This window comes from Paraburkholderia rhizosphaerae, from assembly GCF_004366595.1.
In the GTDB taxonomy this organism is placed as follows: Bacteria; Pseudomonadota; Gammaproteobacteria; order Burkholderiales; family Burkholderiaceae; genus Paraburkholderia; species Paraburkholderia rhizosphaerae.
Window position 1 is genome coordinate 1 of record NZ_SORE01000002.1, and the last position, 18,040, is coordinate 18,040.

Below are 18,040 nucleotides of genomic sequence, written 5' to 3' on the forward strand. Positions count from 1 at the left end.
CGCCAGGGTGCGGGCGGTCGCACCCACCTCGTGAGTCCCGCGATGGCTGCCGCGGCTGCCATCGAAGGTCATTTCGTCGATATTCGCAAGCTGGGTTGAACAACATGACGAAGCTTCCGTTGAACGACACGCTGCTGCGCCGGTTCGCACTGGCCGCTTTTGCAGGGTTGCTGCTCGGTCTCGCCGGGTGCAACACCGTGAGCGGCTTCGGTCAGGACATGAGCGCGGCCGGCCACTCGATCAGCAACGCGGCGGCGAAGTGAAGCCGCGCCGTCATCGCATGAATACTTGAACGCCGGCAATGCGGTCGCGCAAGCAACGCTCGCACATCAGCATCTCCGGCTCTGAACAGGCATAAGCGTCATGGACAAATTCACCGTACACACCGGCCTCGTCGCGCCGCTCGATCGCGAGAACGTCGATACGGACGCGATCATTCCGAAGCAGTTTCTGAAGTCGATCAAGCGCTCCGGCTTCGGCCCGAACGCATTCGACGAGTGGCGATATCTCGACCACGGCGAACCGGGCATGGACAACTCGAAGCGTCCGCTGAACCCGGACTTCGTGTTGAACCAGCCGCGTTATCAGGGCGCGTCGGTTCTGCTCGCGCGCCAGAACTTCGGCTGCGGCAGCTCGCGCGAGCACGCGCCGTGGGCGTTGCAGCAGTACGGCTTTCGCGCGCTGATCGCGCCGAGCTTCGCCGATATCTTCTATAACAACTGCTTCAAGAACGGTCTGTTGCCAATCGTGCTGACCGAACAGCAGGTCGATCATCTGTTCAACGAAACCTTCGCGTTCAACGGTTTTCAGTTGACGATCGATCTGGAAAATCAGGTCGTGCGTAAGACCGATGGCAGTGCCGAGTACAAGTTCGATGTCGACGGATTCCGCAAATACTGCCTGCTGAACGGTTTCGACGACATCGGGCTTACGCTGCGCCAGGCGGACAAGATTCGCCAGTTCGAAGCGGAACGGCTGACGAAGCAGCCATGGCTTGGTCACCGCATCGTCGGTTAACTAACGGCCAGCCGCGCGCGACGCGTCGCGCCCCATACGAATAAGGAAACACACATGAAGATTGCTGTATTGCCCGGCGACGGTATCGGTCCGGAAATCGTCAAGGAAGCCGTGAAGGTGCTGAACAAACTCGGCGAGAAGTTCGAGCTTGAAGAAGCGCCGGTCGGTGGCGCTGGCTACGAAGCGGCCGGTCATCCGCTGCCCGACGCGACGTTGAAGCTGGCGAAAGAAGCCGATGCGATCCTGTTCGGCGCGGTCGGCGACTGGAAATACGACAAGCTCGAACGCGCGCTGCGCCCCGAGCAGGCCATTCTGGGTCTGCGCAAGCATCTGCAGCTGTTCGCGAACTTCCGTCCGGCGATCTGCTATGCGCAATTGACGGGCGCCTCGTCGTTGAAACCGGAGATCGTGTCCGGGCTCGACATCCTGATCGTGCGCGAACTGAACGGCGACATCTACTTCGGTTCGCCGCGCGGCGTGCGCGAGGCGCCGGACGGTCCGTTTGCCGGCGCGAAGGAAGGCTTCGACACGATGCGCTATTCGGAACCCGAAGTGCGCCGCATCGCGCATGTCGCGTTTCAGGCGGCGCAAAAGCGTGGCAAGAAGTTGACTTCAGTCGACAAGGCGAACGTGCTCGAAACGTCGCAGTTGTGGAAGGACGTGATGATCGATGTCGCGAAGGAGTATGCGGACGTCGAACTGTCGCACATGTACGTCGACAACGCGGCGATGCAGCTTGTGAAGGCGCCGAAGTCGTTCGACGTGATCGTCACCGGCAATATGTTCGGCGATATTCTGTCCGACGAGGCCGCGATGCTGACGGGCTCGATCGGCATGCTGCCGTCCGCGTCGCTCGACAAGAACAACAAGGGTCTGTACGAGCCGTCGCACGGTTCGGCGCCGGATATCGCAGGCAAGGGCGTTGCCAATCCGCTCGCGACCATTCTTTCCGCCGCGATGATGCTGCGCTATTCACTGAACAAGGCGGAGCAGGCGGATCGCATCGAAAGCGCGGTGAAGAAAGTGCTCGAGCAGGGCTACCGCACCGGCGATATTCTGACGCCGGGTTGCAGGCAGGTGGGTACTGCGGCGATGGGCGACGCAGTTGTCGCCGCGCTGTAATTGAAGGTCAACTGAAGGGTGGGCCGGATCGCCGGCCCTTTTAGCATCGTTTGTGCCCGAAACGGGCGAGTACGCTGCCGAATCACGGTTTTCGTGTAGACTCACGTAATGGCGCAGATTTCTCACATCACCTCGGTCTCGAGCAAGCACGGCAAAACGGCCCGTGCGACCGAACTCGCCATTTCCACCAAGGCGCTCATCAAAGCGATTACCCCGAAAACGATCACGAAACGCTGATCGTCCGTCGTGCCCGCCCGTCTTCCCCGCGCGGACACGCCGGGCAAAATTGCGGGGAAGCTGTCCACTCCAAGGGTATGAAGTCATGAACGTAGGTCTCGTAGGTTGGCGCGGCATGGTCGGCAGCGTCCTGATGCAACGTATGCAGCAGGAGCGCGACTTCGATCTGATCGAACCGGTGTTTTTCAGCACCAGCAATGCGGGCGGCAATGCGCCGTCGTTCGCCAAAAACGAGACCAAACTCAAAGACGCCAACAGCATCGACGATCTGAAGAAGTGCGATGCGATCATCTCCTGCCAGGGCGGCGATTACACCAGCGATGTGTTCCCGAAACTGCGCGCCGCGGGCTGGAATGGCTACTGGATCGACGCGGCATCGACGCTGCGCATGAAGGATGACGCGGTGATCGTGCTCGATCCGGTCAACCTGGACGTCATCAAGAACGCGCTGGTCAAGGGACAGAAGAACTTTATCGGCGGTAACTGCACGGTCAGCCTGATGCTAATGGCGCTGGGCGGCCTGTTCCGCGAGAACCTGATCGACTGGATGACCGCGATGACGTATCAGGCCGCCTCGGGCGCGGGCGCGCAGAACATGCGCGAACTGCTCGCGCAGATGGGCGCGCTGCATAGCGCGGTGAAGGACGATCTGGCCAACCCGGCATCGGCCATCCTCGATATCGACCGCCGTGTGCTGTCCGCCATGAATAGCGACAGCATGCCGACCGAACATTTCGGCGTGCCGCTGGCCGGTTCGCTGATTCCGTGGATCGACAAGGATCTCGGCAACGGCATGTCGAAAGAAGAATGGAAGGGTGGCGCGGAAGCGAACAAGATTCTCGGTAAGCCGGCGATGGGCGAGCCGGGCTCGGTTCCGGTCGACGGTCTGTGTGTGCGGATCGGCGCAATGCGCTGCCATTCGCAGGCACTGACGATCAAGCTGAAGAAGGACGTGCCGCTTGACGAGGTGAACAGCATTCTCGCGTCGGCCAACGACTGGGTGAAGGTGGTGCCGAACGAGCGTGAAGCGTCGATTCGCGACCTGTCGCCGGCGGTCGTCACCGGGACGATGACGGTGCCGGTTGGCCGTCTGCGCAAGCTGGCAATGGGCGGCGAGTATCTGTCCGCGTTCACGGTTGGCGACCAGCTGCTGTGGGGTGCCGCTGAACCACTGCGTCGTATGCTTCGCATTCTGCTCGACAAGTAAAGTAAACTACGCGCCAGACGCGTATAACACTTACAGCAACAATAAAAGCGTCGCGATTCTCGCGGCGCTTTTTTCATTGGGCGTTCCTACATCTTGTCTTTGTTCATCGAAAACAGCGCAATGAGGCTTCGCCAACCCGGGCCGCGTGACCACGCGCGCAACGCCCCGATGATTGCCCGGGTTCAGATCCCGCATGCAGTGGCGGCAATGTTTGACGGTACTGGATGCCGTATTGTGGTGACCGCGGCTGTTTTACTGATTGCGGCGCAAACGTGTGCTGCGCAGGGGATGCCGGCGAGCGGCGCGACGGCTGCGAGCGCGGCCATCGTTGCGAGCACGCCTATCGCAGCGAGCCAGGTCACGGTACAGGCCGGGCAATCGCTGAACGATATTGCGATCCGAATGACCCAGTCGCATGACCGCGCGGTGCTCGCGCGCGCGGCGCGCGCGATTTTCGACGCGAATCCCAGCGCGTTCATGAAGAACGACCCGAGCCGATTGAAGGTCGGTGCGGTGTTGAATGTGCCGGTATTGGACGCAACCGGGGCGGCGGTTGCCGCCGCGACGGCGACAGCGGCTTCCGCGCCGGGCGGCGCCTCGAGCGCGGCCGCGATGGCTGGCAACGCCGCGAGCGCGCCGTCAGCGGTTTCGGCGGCGCCGGCGCCGGCGTCGGCCGCTGGGGCGAGCATGGCAACTGCGCAGGAAGCGCGCGAGCAGCCAGCCGCGAGTGCGGCAAGTTCAACGACGACAGCAGCGGCAGCCGCAACAACAACTGCGACAACTGCAACGCCGTCGTCTGCGGCAAGCGCGTCGGTTGCTGAAAGCGCGTCCACCGCAACCGCAACTGCAACCGCTTCCGCAACCACCGCCGCGTCGTCACCCGCGAATGCGGCTACGCCGGCATCTGCATCCGTACCGGCATCGGTCTCGCAGGCAACTGGCGCAAGCATTCCGCAAGCCGCGGCGGCGAGCAGCGGGAACGTGTGGTCGGGCTCGATCCAGTCTGCGCCTAGCCAGCCCGCGGCGGGCGCGAGCGGCGCACTCGCGGCATCCGCCGGCGCACCCCAGGCTGCGTCGCAGGCGCATCCGCAGGTTTCAAGCCTTCAGCAATTGCTCGCGTTGAAAAATCGCGTGCTGATGGAGCTGCAGAAGCACGGTATCGGCAAGTCTGCGGGAACGCCGCAGGCGGCAAGCAGCGTCGCAGCGAATGGACAGCCGGCGGCCGTGGCTGGTGCGAGCGCCGGCGCGTCGACGACCGCAGGCACGGCTGCGCCGGGCGCGCATCCGCTCGTCGCGCCGATGGCCGCTCAGCAGACTGCTGGCTCGACGGTCATGTCGAAACAGGGCTACGTTGGCGTGGCCGCGCTAATCGGCGCGGTGCTGGCTGCGATGGTTGCCGGACTGGCAATGCGTCGACGCAAGCGCGCCGACGTATCCGCGTCGTCGTCCACATCGGCGCGGGCGGCTGCAGAAGAGGGGCCGTCGGCTGCGGATGTCGCGCCGCCACACGATGCAGGCCGGAATACCGCGAGCGCCGATGACGCGATGCCGAAAAGCGGCGAGCACACCGCAGCGCACGAGACGCAGCAGCATGACGACGCAGACGCGGTGCCATCGCTGACCGAGCGGGTCTCGCCGGTAGCCGATCACCTCTCGCCCCAACCGCACGAAACGCCGGATCAACCGGCGAAACCGGCGAAAACGACGGAGACCGTGCAAACCATCGCGGGCAGCACCGCTGCGCTGGGTTTCGCTGCCGCGCACGAAGAGCGGTCCGAGCCGCCGACACGCGAAGAACCGCTGATACCCGATCTGCACGAGCAACTTGGCGCACACGAGTCGCCGGGCGAGCTGCCGGCCGCACAGACGGAACACGTCGTCGATGAAGTGGCGCCTGCCGCTTCCGTTGAAGAATCCCACGCACCGATCGGCGAGCCCAATGAACCGGCGCAAGCGGAACTGCCGCCGGATGTCACGATGCCGGCCGAGCACGAACCGGTTCTGTCCGACCACTTCGAAAGCGAACCGGTTATCGACTTGGCGTCCGACGAACCGACCGACGCCGACGCCGATACCGCGCAAGCGCACGCCGAGCCGCACCAGCCCGCCGATCAGCAAGACCACGCGTTGTCAGGCCACGAACCCGACGAAAACCGCGCAACGCTGCCGCAATTCCCGCGCGCGGCGCTCGACGCGTTCGGCAGTCTCGACATGTCGTTGCCGCCGCGAGCCGACGCTGATGCACCCGCTGTGCCGCCAGCCACGCCCACTGTGCAACCGGTCGTCGAACCTGAAATCACCGCGAGCCACGCCGTGCCGCCGCACGAGCCAGAACCACCGCGCGTCGGCGAGCAGATCGAAGCCGGCACCGCCGGCCCCGGCGCGATCGCCGGCATGGGCGCGGCCAAATACGGCCCGCTCGCGCTCGATTTCGATCTCGAGCTACCGCCGGGCCCGGCGCAGCCGTTGCCGACGTTCACGCCGGAAGAGCTCGCGCGCATCGCGCGCAACAAGCTCGAACTCGCGGCCGAATATATCGAGCTCGGCGACGTCGCCGGCGCACGGACGCTGATCAACGAAGTGATCGAGTCCAACGACGCCGCAACGCGCAACGAAGCCCGCGCGATGCTGTCGACGCTCGCGCCACTGTCGTGATGCGCATTGCACTAGGTGTTCAGTACGACGGCGCCGCATTTTGCGGCTGGCAATCGCAGCCGCACGGCAAAACCGTCCAGGACGAACTGGAACGCGCGCTGCGCGAATTCGCGCAGACGCCGCTGCCGACCGTAGTCGCCGGCCGCACGGACACCGGTGTGCACGGCCTCGGGCAAGTGGTCCATTTCGATACCGATCTCGACCGCGCCGAATTCTCGTGGGTACGCGGCACCAATGCGTTCTTGCCGTCGACGGTCGCCGTCCAGTGGGCGAAGCCGATGCCGGACACGTTCCACGCGCGCTTCTCCGCGTTCGAGCGCACCTATTACTACGTGTTGTACGTGCACCCGGTGCGCTCGCCGATGCTGTCGGGCCGCGCCGGCTGGATTCACACGCCGCTCGACGTCGACGCGATGCGCGCGGCAACCGCGTGCCTGGTCGGCGAGCACGATTTTTCGGCGTTCCGCTCGTCGGAATGCCAGGCGAAGACACCGGTGAAACACCTGTACCAGATCGACGTGCGGCGCGACGGCGACTTCATCCATTTCCGGTTTCGCGCGAACGCGTTTCTGCATCACATGGTGCGTAACCTGATGGGCTGCCTCGTCGCGATCGGGCGTGGGCGTTATCCTGTCGACTGGCTCGCCGACGTGCTGCGAAGCCGCGACCGCAATCTCGCGGCGCCGACTTTCATGCCGGACGGCCTCTATCTGGCTCGGGTCGGCTACCCGGACAAGTTCGCGGTGCCGGCCGCAGCGGTCGGCAGCGTGCCGTGGAGCCATGTCTGGAACGACGAAGCGCAATCATGAACACCACCTCGAGTCAGCCGGCGCAAGCCGCCGGCGTCGCCGCTGAGAGCGCGGCGCAGTCCGCCTCCCCGGCACGCGCCGACGCGGCCGTGCCGCACCGCACGCGTATCAAGCTATGCGGGCTGTCGAAGCCATCCGACGTCGAATGCGCGGTCGAACTCGGCGCGGACGCGATCGGTCTCGTGTTTTATCCGCCGAGCCCGCGTTCATTGAGTGTCGCGCAGGCGGTCGAACTGACGCGCAATGTGCCGCCGTTTCTGTCGGTGGTCGGACTCTTCGTCAATGCGACACAGGATTGGCTTCGAGAAGTCGTCTGCAATGTGCCGCTATCGTTGCTGCAGTTTCATGGCGACGAAACGCCCGCTGAATGCGAGTCGCTCGCGAGCGTCGCGGGTTTGCCATGGTTGCGCGCATTACGGATTGAGCCTGATACTCAGCCGGCCGATTTGGTAAAATCGGCGCTTAACTATTCGGCAGCCAGTGGCCTTTTGTTCGACACCCATGTCGAGGGCTATGGCGGCGGCGGGAAGGTTTTCGATTGGTCACTTATTCCAGCAGAGCTCGCGCGTCGGGCCGTTTTGAGTGGTGGGTTGAACGCGCAAAACGTCGGTGAAGCGATACGTCGCGTGCGCCCGTACGCGGTCGATGTCTCGAGCGGCATCGAAGTGGTGGGCGCCAAGGGCGTAAAGGACCACGCCCGGATGGCGGCGTTCGTACGCGCAGTGCGAGAAGCGGACGCTGGATGATTCAGGCCGCGCAGGCGTTCATTGAAACGCCGGCCCGGCAACCTGAAACGAGTGATGAAATGTACAACTTACCTGATGAACGTGGCCACTTCGGCCAATATGGCGGCGTGTTCGTCGCCGAAACCCTGATGCACGCGCTTGATGAGCTGCGCGTCGCTTACGAAAAATCCCAGACCGACCCGGACTTCATCGCGGAATACCAGCGCGAACTGAAGCATTTCGTTGGTCGCCCCTCACCTGTGTACCACGCTCAGCGCTGGAGCGAATTGCTCGGCGGCGCGCAGATTTATCTGAAGCGGGAAGATCTCAACCATACCGGCGCCCATAAGGTGAACAACGTGATCGGCCAGGCGCTGCTCGCGAAGCGCATGGGCAAACCGCGCGTGATCGCCGAAACGGGCGCGGGCCAGCATGGCGTCGCGACCGCGACGATCGCCGCGCGCTTCGGGATGGAATGCGTGGTCTATATGGGCGTCGAGGACGTGCATCGTCAGGCCGCGAACGTGTACCGGATGAAGTTGCTCGGCGCGACGGTGGTGCCGGTCGAATCCGGCTCGCGCACGCTGAAGGACGCGCTGAACGAAGCGATGCGCGACTGGGTGACCAACGTCGAAAGCACGTTCTACATCATCGGCACGGTGGCGGGTCCGCACCCGTATCCGATGATGGTGCGCGACTTCCAGCGTGTGATCGGGGACGAATGCAAGGTGCAGATGCCGGAGCTCACGGGTCGCCAGCCGGACGCCGTCATCGCGTGCATTGGCGGCGGTTCGAACGCGATGGGCATCTTTTACCCGTATATCGACGATAAATCCGTGCAGTTGATCGGCGTCGAAGCGGCCGGCGACGGTATCGACACCGGCCGTCACGCAGCGTCGCTGACAGGCGGTACGCCAGGCGTGCTGCATGGCAATCGCACGTACCTGCTGCAGGACGAAAACGGCCAGATCATCGAAACGCATTCGATCTCCGCCGGTCTCGACTATCCGGGCGTCGGCCCGGAGCACGCATGGCTCAAGGACAGTGGGCGCGCGCAATACGTCAGCATCACCGACGAAGAAGCGCTGAAGGCGTTCCACGATTGCTGCCGCATCGAAGGGATCATCCCGGCGCTCGAATCGAGCCATGCGCTTGCGTACGCGATGAAACTCGCGCCGACGCTGCCGAAGGACAAAACCCTGCTGGTCAACCTGTCGGGCCGCGGCGACAAGGACATGCACACGGTCGCGGAGCGATCGGGTATCAAGTTCTGAGCGCCGCGGTGATGCGCGACGAGTTCGACGAACCGCAGCCGACTTTCGACACCGCCGCGGCGGACGCGAAGCAGGCGGCAATGGCCACGGAAGACGTGGCTCAGTCGGAAATGGTGGAGCAAAGGGCGGAGCAAGCGGTTGAGCAACCCTTGGCCGAACAGCCGGCGGCGCAACGGCCGGTTGCGCCTGCCATTACCACTGCACCGCTACTGCCGACGCCGGCTGGCATCGAACTTCGCAACTGCGACTTTCTGACCGATGCGGCGAACCTGCCCGACCAGTCGATCGACCTGATCCTCGCCGACCCGCCGTACGGGCTCGGCAAGGACTACGGCAACGATTCGGACATGCGTTCGGGCGACGACTTTCTCGGCTGGACACGCGAGTGGCTGGAATTGGCCATTCCGAAGCTCAAACCGTCCGGTTCGCTGTATATCTTCTGCACGTGGCAGTACGCGCCGGAAATCTTCTGCTTCCTGAAGACCCGGCTCACGATGGTCAACGAGATCATCTGGGACCGGCGCGTGCCGAGCATGGGCGGCACCACGCGGCGTTTCACGTCGGTGCACGACAATATCGGTCTGTTCGCGGTGTCGAAGGATTACTACTTCGATCTCGATCCCGTCCGCATCCCATACGATGCCGCTACGAAGAAGGCACGTTCGCGCAAGTTGTTCGAAGGCAGCAAGTGGTTGGAGGTGGGCTACAACCCGAAGGACGTGTGGTCGGTATCGCGCCTGCATCGGCAGCATGCGGAGCGGGTCGCGCACCCGACGCAAAAGCCGCTGGAAATCGTCGAGCGGATGGTGCTCGCGAGTTGTCCTCCCGGCGGCCGCGTACTCGATCCATTCATGGGCAGCGGCACCACCGCAGTTGCTTGCGCGCGTCAGCAGCGCCAATTCGTCGGCTATGAGATCAATGAAAGTTACTGCGCGATAGCGCGAGAACGCGTCAGTTTGGCGGCAACTTCGGTTGCGTCCGTCGCGGCGACGGCGTAAGCGCCGATGTCCGCGAACGCCGCTGGCCAATACCGCCAAAACGCGCAGTCAATCGACTTCGAGAAAATTCAACATGTCCCGAATTAACCAGACATTCGCGGCACTGGCCGCACAGAAACGCAAAGGGCTGATCCCGTTCATCACCGCGGGCGATCCCGATCCGGCGCGCACCGTCGAATTCATGCACGCGCTCGTCGAAGGCGGTGCGGACGTGATCGAGCTGGGCGTGCCGTTTTCCGACCCGATGGCAGACGGTCCGGTCATCCAGCGTTCGTCGGAGCGCGCGCTCGCGAAGGGCGTTACGCTGCGCGACGTACTGGCCGACGTGAAGCGCTTTCGCGAGCGCGACGACAAGACGCCGATCGTGCTGATGGGCTACGCGAATCCGATCGAGCGGATCGGCGCCGACGCGTTCGCGAAGGCCGCCAAAGAAGCAGGCGTGGATGGCGTGCTGGTGGTCGACTATCCGCCGGAAGAGTGCGCGCCATTCGCCGCAACGATGAAGGCCGCCGGCATCGATCCGATTTTCCTGCTGGCGCCGACGTCGACCGACGAACGCATCGCGGCGGTCGGCCAGATCGCGAGTGGCTATGTGTACTACGTGTCGCTGAAGGGCGTGACCGGTGCAGCGCATCTGGACGTTCTTGATATTGCAGGTAAAATCCCGGCCATCAAGTCGCGGGTGCCGCTACCGGTTGGGGTCGGATTCGGCATCCGCGATGCGCAATCGGCGCGCGCAGTGGCGGAAGTCTCCGATGCGGTGGTCATCGGCAGCCGGATCGTCAATCTGCTCGAACAGTCGGCCCCCGAAGCCGCCGCCGATGCGCTGACCCGCTTCATCGGGGAAATACGTCAGGCAATCGACGCGATCGGCGCAGGGGCTCGCCCAGGCGCCTGACCACGCCTAACGACCAACATCAGAAATCGGTTACCGGTACGCGTTACGCGCGCGTGTCGCGCGATACGCGTACCGCCGACCTGGAGAAAATCAACATGAGCTGGCTCGACAAACTGCTGCCGCCGAAAATCAAGCAAACCGATCCGAAAAACCGCAAGGGGATTCCGGAAGGTCTGTGGATCAAGTGTCCGTCGTGCGAGGCTGTGCTGTATCGCAGCGACGTGGAGGCGAATCTGCACGTCTGTCCGAAGTGCGACCACCATATGCGGATCGGCGCACGCGAGCGGCTCGACAGCCTGCTCGACGCGGAAGGCCGCTATGAGATCGGCCAGGAAATCCTGCCGGTCGACGCGCTGAAGTTCAAGGACAGCCGCAAGTACCCGGACCGTCTGAAAGAAGCGATCGACGAGACTGACGAGACCGATGCAATGGTCGTGATGGGCGGCGCGATTCACACGCTGCCGGTCGTGGTCGCCTGTTTCGAGTTTTCGTTCATGGGCGGCTCGATGGGCTCGGTGGTCGGCGAGCGCTTTGCGCGCGGCGCGCAGAACGCGCTCGAGCAGCAGGTGCCGTTTATCTGCTTCACCGCTTCGGGCGGCGCGCGGATGCAGGAAAGCCTGCTGTCGCTCATGCAGATGGCGAAAACGACCGCGATGCTGACGCGCCTCGCCGAAGCCAAACTGCCGTTTATCTCGGTGCTGACCGATCCGACGATGGGCGGCGTATCGGCGAGTTTTGCGTTCCTCGGCGACGTGGTTATCGCGGAACCGAAGGCGCTGATCGGCTTCGCGGGTCCGCGCGTGATCGAACAGACGGTGCGCGAGAAACTGCCGGAAGGGTTCCAGCGGGCCGAGTTCCTGCTGCAGAAAGGGGCGGTTGACATGATCGTCGACCGCCGCAAGCTGCGTGAAGAAATCGCGCGACTGATGGCGCTGCTGACGCGCCAACCGGCGGACGCTGTGGCCTGACAAACCCGGGTTGTGGCGGCCCGACCTCGCAGACGCCGGGCCGCACTGAAGCAAAACAGACAACGCGCCGCTGCTGGGATCCAAGCGGCGCGTTGTCGTTTCCGGGATAATTGCGGTCCGCACTCCCGTTTGATCCGATGACCTCATTCCCCACCCTCGACGCCTGGCTCACGCATCTCGAAACCGCGCATCCTGTCGGCATCGATATGGGCCTCGCACGAATCAGCCGGGTCCGCGATGCGTTGCAGTTGTCGTTTGCGTGCCCGGTGATCACCGTAGGCGGCACCAACGGCAAAGGCTCGACCTGCGCAATTCTCGAATCGATTTTGCTGCGCGCCGGCTACACGGTCGGCTGCCACACGTCGCCGCATCTGCTGTCGTTCAATGAGCGCGCGCGCGTCAACGGCGAAAACGCGAGCGATGCCGATCTTCTGCCGCATTTCGAAGCGGTCGAAAAAGCCCGTTCGAGCTTGGCCGAACCGCCGTCGCTGACCTATTTCGAGTTCACGACGCTCGCGATCATGCATCTGTTCGCGTCGCGCGGGCTCGACGCGGTGATCATGGAAGTCGGTCTCGGCGGCCGCCTCGATGCAGTGAATATTCTCGATGCCGATTGCGCGATTATCACCAGCATCGACATCGATCACACCGAGTACCTCGGCGATACGCGCGACAAAATCGCATTCGAAAAGGCCGGCATATTCCGCGCGGGCAAGCCGGCCATTTGCGCCGACCCGCTGGCGCCGCAGACGCTGATCGACCATGCGAACGCTATTGGTGCCGATCTCTGGCTGGCCGGCCGCGATTTCCGCTACGAAGGACAAGCAGGCAGCGAACGCCAGCAGTGGAACTACATCGGCCGCACGATGCGGCGCTCGGCGCTCGCCTATCCGGCGTTGCGCGGCGCGAATCAGCTGCTGAATACGTCGGCGGCGCTGGCCGGCCTCGAAGCGCTGCGCGACCGGCTGCCGGTGTCCGCGCAGGACATTCGCCTCGGTCTCGCGAATGTCGAGTTGCCAGGGCGCTTTCAGGTGCTGCCCGGCAAACCGTCTATCGTCCTCGATGTCGGCCATAACCCACATGCAGCCGCGGTGCTCGCGCAAAATCTCGGCAATATGGGCTATTTTCCGTACACTTACGCGGTGTTCGGCTCGATGCGCGACAAGAACATCGCGGGCGTGCTGACTCATCTGAAGGGCGAAGTCGATCACTGGTGCGTGACCGACCTGCCGACGCCGCGTGCGGCATCCGCGGCGGAACTGGAGGCTGTGTTGCGTGATGCGGACGTTGTCGACGGGCCGGCTAGCAGCGTCACCCGCTTCGCGTCGCCGTCAGAAGCATTTCAGGACGCGCTAAAACGGGCCTCCGACAATGATAGAATTGTTGTTTTCGGTAGCTTCTTTACTGTTGCGGGTGTGATGGCCTATCGGAAATCGCAGCAACACTGAACGCGGGCAGCCTCGAACCAAGGCATCCATGGGAATCTTCTCGTTCGGCAAAAAAGACGACGTGTCCAATCGGCGCGGCGCAAATTCCAGTTCTAAACGGGGCTCAAACGGTAGCGATCGTAGCGAACGCGTCGAACGGCCCAGCCGGCGGGCCGAACGGGCCGGCGACGCGGACGCGATGCTGCTTGATCCAACGCTCCCGGAGAAGCAGCGGGCGAGGCGGCGCCTCGTCGGTGCGATCGCGTTGGTGGTGGCGGCCGTCGTGATTCTTCCGATGGTTCTCGATTCGCACCCGAAACCCGTCACCGACGACATTTCAATCGATATTCCGAGCCGCCCGGTATCGCGTGCGCGCGTTCAGGACCCGCAGGACACCCAGGCAGGCGTAGCCCCTGACAATCCAGCTGTGCCGGATGCGGCGCCCGGCGCAGCCGAGGGCACGCAAAGCGCGTCGGGTTCGTCGTCCGCACCAGCGGCAACCGCTGCGACAGGTACGCCGAGCCCGGGTCGCGACGCGGCCGCGCCGAAGGGCGCAGCGCCTGCGCAGCAAGCGCAATCAGCGGGGAAATCGCAGCAAGGGGCGGTAACAGCCACGAATCCGGCGCTTTCCGAGGCCAAATCGGAAGCCAAACCGGCCACGAAACCGCTGGCAAAACAGCCGCAAACGGCTATCGCGACCACTTCAGCACCCGCGAAGTCATCCACTGCACCTGCACAATCGACCGAAACCGCAGCGAACACCGCACAAAGCGCGACGCCGCCCCAAGCCGAATCCGGCACGCCGGCGGCGCCGCCGGGCAGCCGCTTCGCGGTGCAACTCGGTTCATTTTCCGATGATGCGAGCGCACGTAACTGGGTCAGCAAGTTGAAAGCGGCTGGTGTGCCCGCATATCTCGAAAAGCGGAAGCAGGCCGACGGTTCAGTGCGAACGTTATTGCGCGCGGGGCCATTCGCGGATCGCGCGGCGGCTTCAGCGGCCATCTCGAAGGTTCGCGAAGCCGGCTTGACGTCGGGCGCGAACAACGGCTCAGCTCAATAAGCCGGCGATGTTCACTGCGTTCGACTACGCTGTTATGGCGGTGATCGTCTTGTCAGCGCTGCGCGGCACGTGGCGCGGCTTTCTGTCCGAGATATTCGGGCTGATCGGCTGGATCGCGGCGTTTCTGATCGCCTGCCGGTTTGTTGGGCATGTGGTGCCGTATATGCCGGAGCACTGGCCGGGCGGCGAGTTGACCCAGTGGCTGCTCGCCTTTGCAGTCATCGTGATTGGCGTGGTGCTGGTCGCGGGCGTGGCAAACGCGTTGCTGGGGCGGCTGGTGCAGGTATCGGGGCTTAGCGGTATCGACCGCTCGCTCGGATTGATGTTCGGCCTCGTGCGCGGGGTCATTCTGGTGCTGATTCTGGTCGCCTTCGCGGGCTTGACCGAACTGCCCCAGCACGAATTCTGGCGCAATGCGCTGTTTCGGCCATACGCGGAGCAGGGCGTGCGAGAGTTGAAGCCGTTGCTGCCCGACGCGATCGCTGCATACGTTCACGTATAGCGTGCGAGCCGGGTCGATACGACGGCGGCGCCGGTAAGCGCGGCGGTGGCGAGCAAGGCGCCAACGTACGCGACGCGCGGCAAAGGCCGGCACATGCCGGCCGCCGAAACGAATTTCGTACCTTTGAAGGACATGCCATGTGCGGCATCGTAGGCGTAGTTTCCCAATCCCCGGTCAACCAGCTGATCTATGACAGCCTGCTGCTGCTGCAGCACCGCGGTCAGGATGCCGCCGGCATCGCGACGGCGAACGGCAGCAACTTCCACATGCACAAGGCGAATGGCATGGTGCGCGACGTGTTCCGCACGCGCAACATGCGCAGTCTGCCCGGCACGGTCGGCATCGGCCAGGTGCGTTACCCGACTGCCGGGTCCGCGTCGAGCGAGGAAGAAGCGCAGCCGTTCTACGTGAACGCGCCGTTCGGCATCATCCTCGCGCATAACGGCAACCTGACCAACTGGCCGCAGCTGAAAGACGAGATGTTCCGCGTCGATCGCCGCCACATCAATACGAACTCCGATACCGAAGTGCTGCTCAACGTGTTCGCGCACGAATTGCAGCTCGCGAGCTCGGGGCTGCAGGTCGATCCATCGGCGCTGTTCAAGGCGGTGTCGGGCGTGCATCGGCGCGTGCGCGGTTCGTACGCGATCGTGTCGCTGATCGCGGGCTACGGCCTCGTCGGCTTCCGTGACCCGTTCGGTATTCGTCCGCTGTGCATCGGCAAGCTTGAAACCGCGCACGGCACCGAGTGGATGCTCGCATCGGAATCGGTTGCGCTGGAAGGGATCGGCTTCGAATTCGTGCGCGACGTGCAGCCGGGCGAGGCGATCTTTATCGACCTCGAAGGCAATTTCTACGCACAGCAGTGCGCGACGAACGCGAGCCTGAACCCGTGCATCTTCGAACTCGTGTATCTCGCGCGTCCGGACTCGGTGCTCGATGGCGTGCCGGTCTACAACGCGCGTCTGCGCATGGGCGACTATCTGGCCGAAAAAATCAAGCGCGTGTTGCCGGCTGATCTGAAGATCGACGTCGTGATGCCGATTCCCGATTCATCGCGTCCGGCTGCGATGCAGGTCGCCGCGAAGCTGGGTGTCGAGTATCGCGAAGGCTTCTTCAAGAACCGCTACGTGGGCCGCACGTTTATCATGCCGGGCCAGGCGGTGCGCAAGAAGTCAGTGCGCCAGAAGCTGAACGCGATGGGCATCGAGTTCAAGGGCAAGAATGTGCTGATCGTCGACGATTCGATCGTGCGCGGCACCACGTCGCACGAAATCGTGCAGATGGCGCGCGATGCCGGCGCGAACAAGGTGATCTTCGCGTCGGCTGCGCCGCCGGTGAAATTCCCGAACGTGTACGGCATCGATATGCCGACGCGCGGCGAACTGGTCGCACATGGCCGCTCGGACGACGAAGTCGCGCGAATGATCGGCGCGGACTATCTGGTGTATCAGGACGTCGAGGCGCTCGAGCAAGCGGTGCGCGACATCAACCCGGCGCTGAAGGGTTTCGAGGCATCGTGCTTCGACGGCAACTACATCACCGGCGATGTGACGAACGAATATCTCGACGGCATCGAACTCGCGCGCCTCGCGCCCGCGGCGCAGTCCGACCGCGATGCAGCGAGCGAAGCGCTCGACGGCGGCACTGCGCGCTCGCAGTTGCACTTGCAGCTATCGGTCGAATGACCGGGTGGCCCGGTGTTAGAATTAAAGCTTGCGTCGATTTGAGTTCAGCTTGCGGACGCGGGGTAGCTCTGAAAAGGGCGGCCCGAAACAGCTAAAGTGAACGGCGGCAGCGAACGCGTGCCGCCTACGCTCGAAGCTTCCGCACAGAAAGCCCGCTTATGCCGACGCAAAGCGGGCTTTTTTATTGTCATCTGGCAACAACATCGGAAATAGAACGAACATGGACAACACCTTCAACTTCGACACGCTCGCGGTCCGTTCGGGCACGCAGCGCAGTGAATTCGGCGAGCATTCGGAAGCGATTTTTCTGACCTCGAGCTTCGTATTCGCGAATGCGGCCGAAGCGGCCGAGCGCTTTAAAAAGTCGGAAGACTATTACACGTACTCGCGCTTCACGAACCCGACCGTCACGATGTTCCAGGACCGGCTCGCGGCGCTCGAAGGCGGCGAAGCGTGCATGGCGACCGCGTCGGGGATGAGCGCGATCCTGTCGGTGGTGATGTCCGCGATGCAGGCGGGCGACCACCTGGTCAGCTCGCAAAGCCTGTTCGGTTCGACGCTCGGCATGTTCTCGCAGATCTTCAGCAAGTTCGGCATTGCGACGACGTTCGTCGATCCGACCGATCTCGACGCATGGAAAAATGCGGTGCGTCCGGAGACGAAGATGTTCTTCCTCGAAACGCCGTCGAACCCGCTGACTGAAGTCGCGGATATCGAAGCGATCGGCAAGATTGCGAAGGCGGCGAATGCGCTGTTCGTCGTCGACAACTGTTTTTGCAGTCCCGCGCTGCAGCAACCGCTGAAGCTGGGCGCGGACGTCGTGATGCATTCGGCGACGAAATTTCTCGACGGCCAGGGTCGCGTGCTCGGCGGCGCGCTGGTCGGCTCGAAACAGTTCATCATGGAAAAGGTGTTTCCGTTTGTGCGCAGCGCGGGCCCGACGCTATCCGCGTTCAACGCGTGGGTGCTGCTGAAGGGGATGGAAACGCTGTCGCTGCGCGTTGATCGTCAGTCGGCGAATGCACTCGAGATTGCGCGCTGGCTCGAAACGCATCCGGCGGTGAACCGCGTGTTCTACCCCGGCCTCGAATCGCATCCGCAATACGCAATTGCGAAGCGTCAGCAGAAGTCGGGTGGCGCGATCCTGTCGTTCGAGCTGAAAGGCGATACGCCCGAAGCGCAGCGCGAAAACGCATGGCGCGTGATCGACAGCACGAAGATCTGTTCGATCACCGGCAATCTCGGCGATACGCGCACGACAATCACGCATCCGGCCACGACGACGCACGCGCGCATCACGCCCGAAGCGCGCGCGGCGGCGGGCATCACTGAAGGGCTGATTCGTGTGGCGGTGGGTCTGGAAAACGCATCCGATATCCGCGCGGATCTGGCGCGCGGGTTGAACTGAACGACGCTTGAGCGCAGCGAAGGGAACGAAGAGCCGGATGCCGCG

17 protein-coding genes are annotated in these 18,040 nt (G+C 63.5%); all 17 read left to right on the forward strand.

Annotation, left to right across the window (positions count from 1 at the left end; all coding sequences use genetic code 11):
* The first annotated feature begins 104 nt into the window (after nucleotides 1-104).
* The 17 genes from BX592_RS02155 (at nucleotide 105) to BX592_RS02230 (ending at nucleotide 17,995) form a co-directional block, all read left to right on the forward strand.
* The gene (locus BX592_RS02155; protein ID WP_134190018.1) at nucleotides 105-263 is read left to right on the forward strand and encodes an entericidin A/B family lipoprotein; all 159 of its coding nucleotides are present in this window, start codon (nucleotides 105-107) and stop codon (nucleotides 261-263) included.
* Between the two features lie 100 nt (nucleotides 264-363).
* The gene (gene leuD / locus BX592_RS02160; RefSeq protein ID WP_134190019.1) at nucleotides 364-1,017 is read left to right on the forward strand and encodes a 3-isopropylmalate dehydratase small subunit; all 654 of its coding nucleotides are present in this window, start codon (nucleotides 364-366) and stop codon (nucleotides 1,015-1,017) included.
* 54 nt (nucleotides 1,018-1,071) lie between these two features.
* Complete coding sequence (gene leuB / locus BX592_RS02165) at nucleotides 1,072-2,139, forward strand: 3-isopropylmalate dehydrogenase (RefSeq protein WP_134190020.1); 1,068 nt, start codon at nucleotides 1,072-1,074, stop codon at nucleotides 2,137-2,139.
* Nucleotides 2,140-2,247: 108 nt separating this feature from the next.
* Nucleotides 2,248-2,376: a hypothetical protein gene (locus BX592_RS34825; protein ID WP_279589165.1), complete on the forward strand. Its 129-nt coding sequence runs from the start codon at nucleotides 2,248-2,250 to the stop codon at nucleotides 2,374-2,376.
* Between the two features lie 85 nt (nucleotides 2,377-2,461).
* Nucleotides 2,462-3,583: an aspartate-semialdehyde dehydrogenase gene (gene asd / locus BX592_RS02170; protein WP_134190021.1), complete on the forward strand. Its 1,122-nt coding sequence runs from the start codon at nucleotides 2,462-2,464 to the stop codon at nucleotides 3,581-3,583.
* Between the two features lie 207 nt (nucleotides 3,584-3,790).
* A complete protein-coding gene (locus BX592_RS02175) occupies nucleotides 3,791-6,238 on the forward strand; it encodes a FimV/HubP family polar landmark protein (RefSeq protein ID WP_134190022.1) in 2,448 nt (815 codons plus the stop codon).
* A complete protein-coding gene (gene truA, locus BX592_RS02180) occupies nucleotides 6,238-7,047 on the forward strand; it encodes a tRNA pseudouridine(38-40) synthase TruA (RefSeq protein ID WP_134190023.1) in 810 nt (269 codons plus the stop codon). Before BX592_RS02175 ends, truA begins: the two co-directional genes overlap by 1 nt.
* Nucleotides 7,044-7,793, forward strand: a complete 750-nt coding sequence (locus BX592_RS02185) for a phosphoribosylanthranilate isomerase (protein WP_134190024.1) — start codon at nucleotides 7,044-7,046, stop codon at nucleotides 7,791-7,793. The genes truA and BX592_RS02185 overlap by 4 nt, the downstream gene beginning before the upstream one ends.
* A 59-nt stretch (nucleotides 7,794-7,852) precedes the next feature.
* A complete protein-coding gene (gene trpB / locus BX592_RS02190) occupies nucleotides 7,853-9,046 on the forward strand; it encodes a tryptophan synthase subunit beta (RefSeq protein ID WP_134190025.1) in 1,194 nt (397 codons plus the stop codon).
* Between the two features lie 110 nt (nucleotides 9,047-9,156).
* Complete coding sequence (locus BX592_RS02195; protein WP_134190348.1) at nucleotides 9,157-10,044, forward strand: DNA-methyltransferase; 888 nt, start codon at nucleotides 9,157-9,159, stop codon at nucleotides 10,042-10,044.
* A 73-nt stretch (nucleotides 10,045-10,117) separates the two neighbouring features.
* Nucleotides 10,118-10,942: a tryptophan synthase subunit alpha gene (gene trpA / locus BX592_RS02200; protein ID WP_134190026.1), complete on the forward strand. Its 825-nt coding sequence runs from the start codon at nucleotides 10,118-10,120 to the stop codon at nucleotides 10,940-10,942.
* A gap of 95 nt (nucleotides 10,943-11,037) precedes the next feature.
* The gene (gene accD, locus BX592_RS02205) at nucleotides 11,038-11,910 is read left to right on the forward strand and encodes an acetyl-CoA carboxylase, carboxyltransferase subunit beta (RefSeq protein WP_134190027.1); all 873 of its coding nucleotides are present in this window, start codon (nucleotides 11,038-11,040) and stop codon (nucleotides 11,908-11,910) included.
* A 137-nt stretch (nucleotides 11,911-12,047) separates the two neighbouring features.
* Nucleotides 12,048-13,358 (forward strand): bifunctional tetrahydrofolate synthase/dihydrofolate synthase, encoded by a 1,311-nt coding sequence (folC, locus tag BX592_RS02210; protein WP_134190028.1) that lies wholly within the window; start codon nucleotides 12,048-12,050, stop codon nucleotides 13,356-13,358.
* Between the two features lie 28 nt (nucleotides 13,359-13,386).
* Entirely contained in the window at nucleotides 13,387-14,397 is a 1,011-nt protein-coding gene (locus BX592_RS02215) for an SPOR domain-containing protein (protein ID WP_134190029.1), read from the forward strand.
* Nucleotides 14,398-14,404: 7 nt separating this feature from the next.
* The gene (locus BX592_RS02220; protein ID WP_134190030.1) at nucleotides 14,405-14,899 is read left to right on the forward strand and encodes a CvpA family protein; all 495 of its coding nucleotides are present in this window, start codon (nucleotides 14,405-14,407) and stop codon (nucleotides 14,897-14,899) included.
* A gap of 137 nt (nucleotides 14,900-15,036) precedes the next feature.
* A complete protein-coding gene (gene purF / locus BX592_RS02225; protein WP_134190031.1) occupies nucleotides 15,037-16,587 on the forward strand; it encodes an amidophosphoribosyltransferase in 1,551 nt (516 codons plus the stop codon).
* 220 nt (nucleotides 16,588-16,807) lie between these two features.
* On the forward strand, nucleotides 16,808-17,995 hold the full coding sequence (locus BX592_RS02230) for an O-succinylhomoserine sulfhydrylase (protein WP_134190032.1): 1,188 nt from the start codon (nucleotides 16,808-16,810) through the stop codon (nucleotides 17,993-17,995).
* Nucleotides 17,996-18,040: the final 45 nt, after the last annotated feature.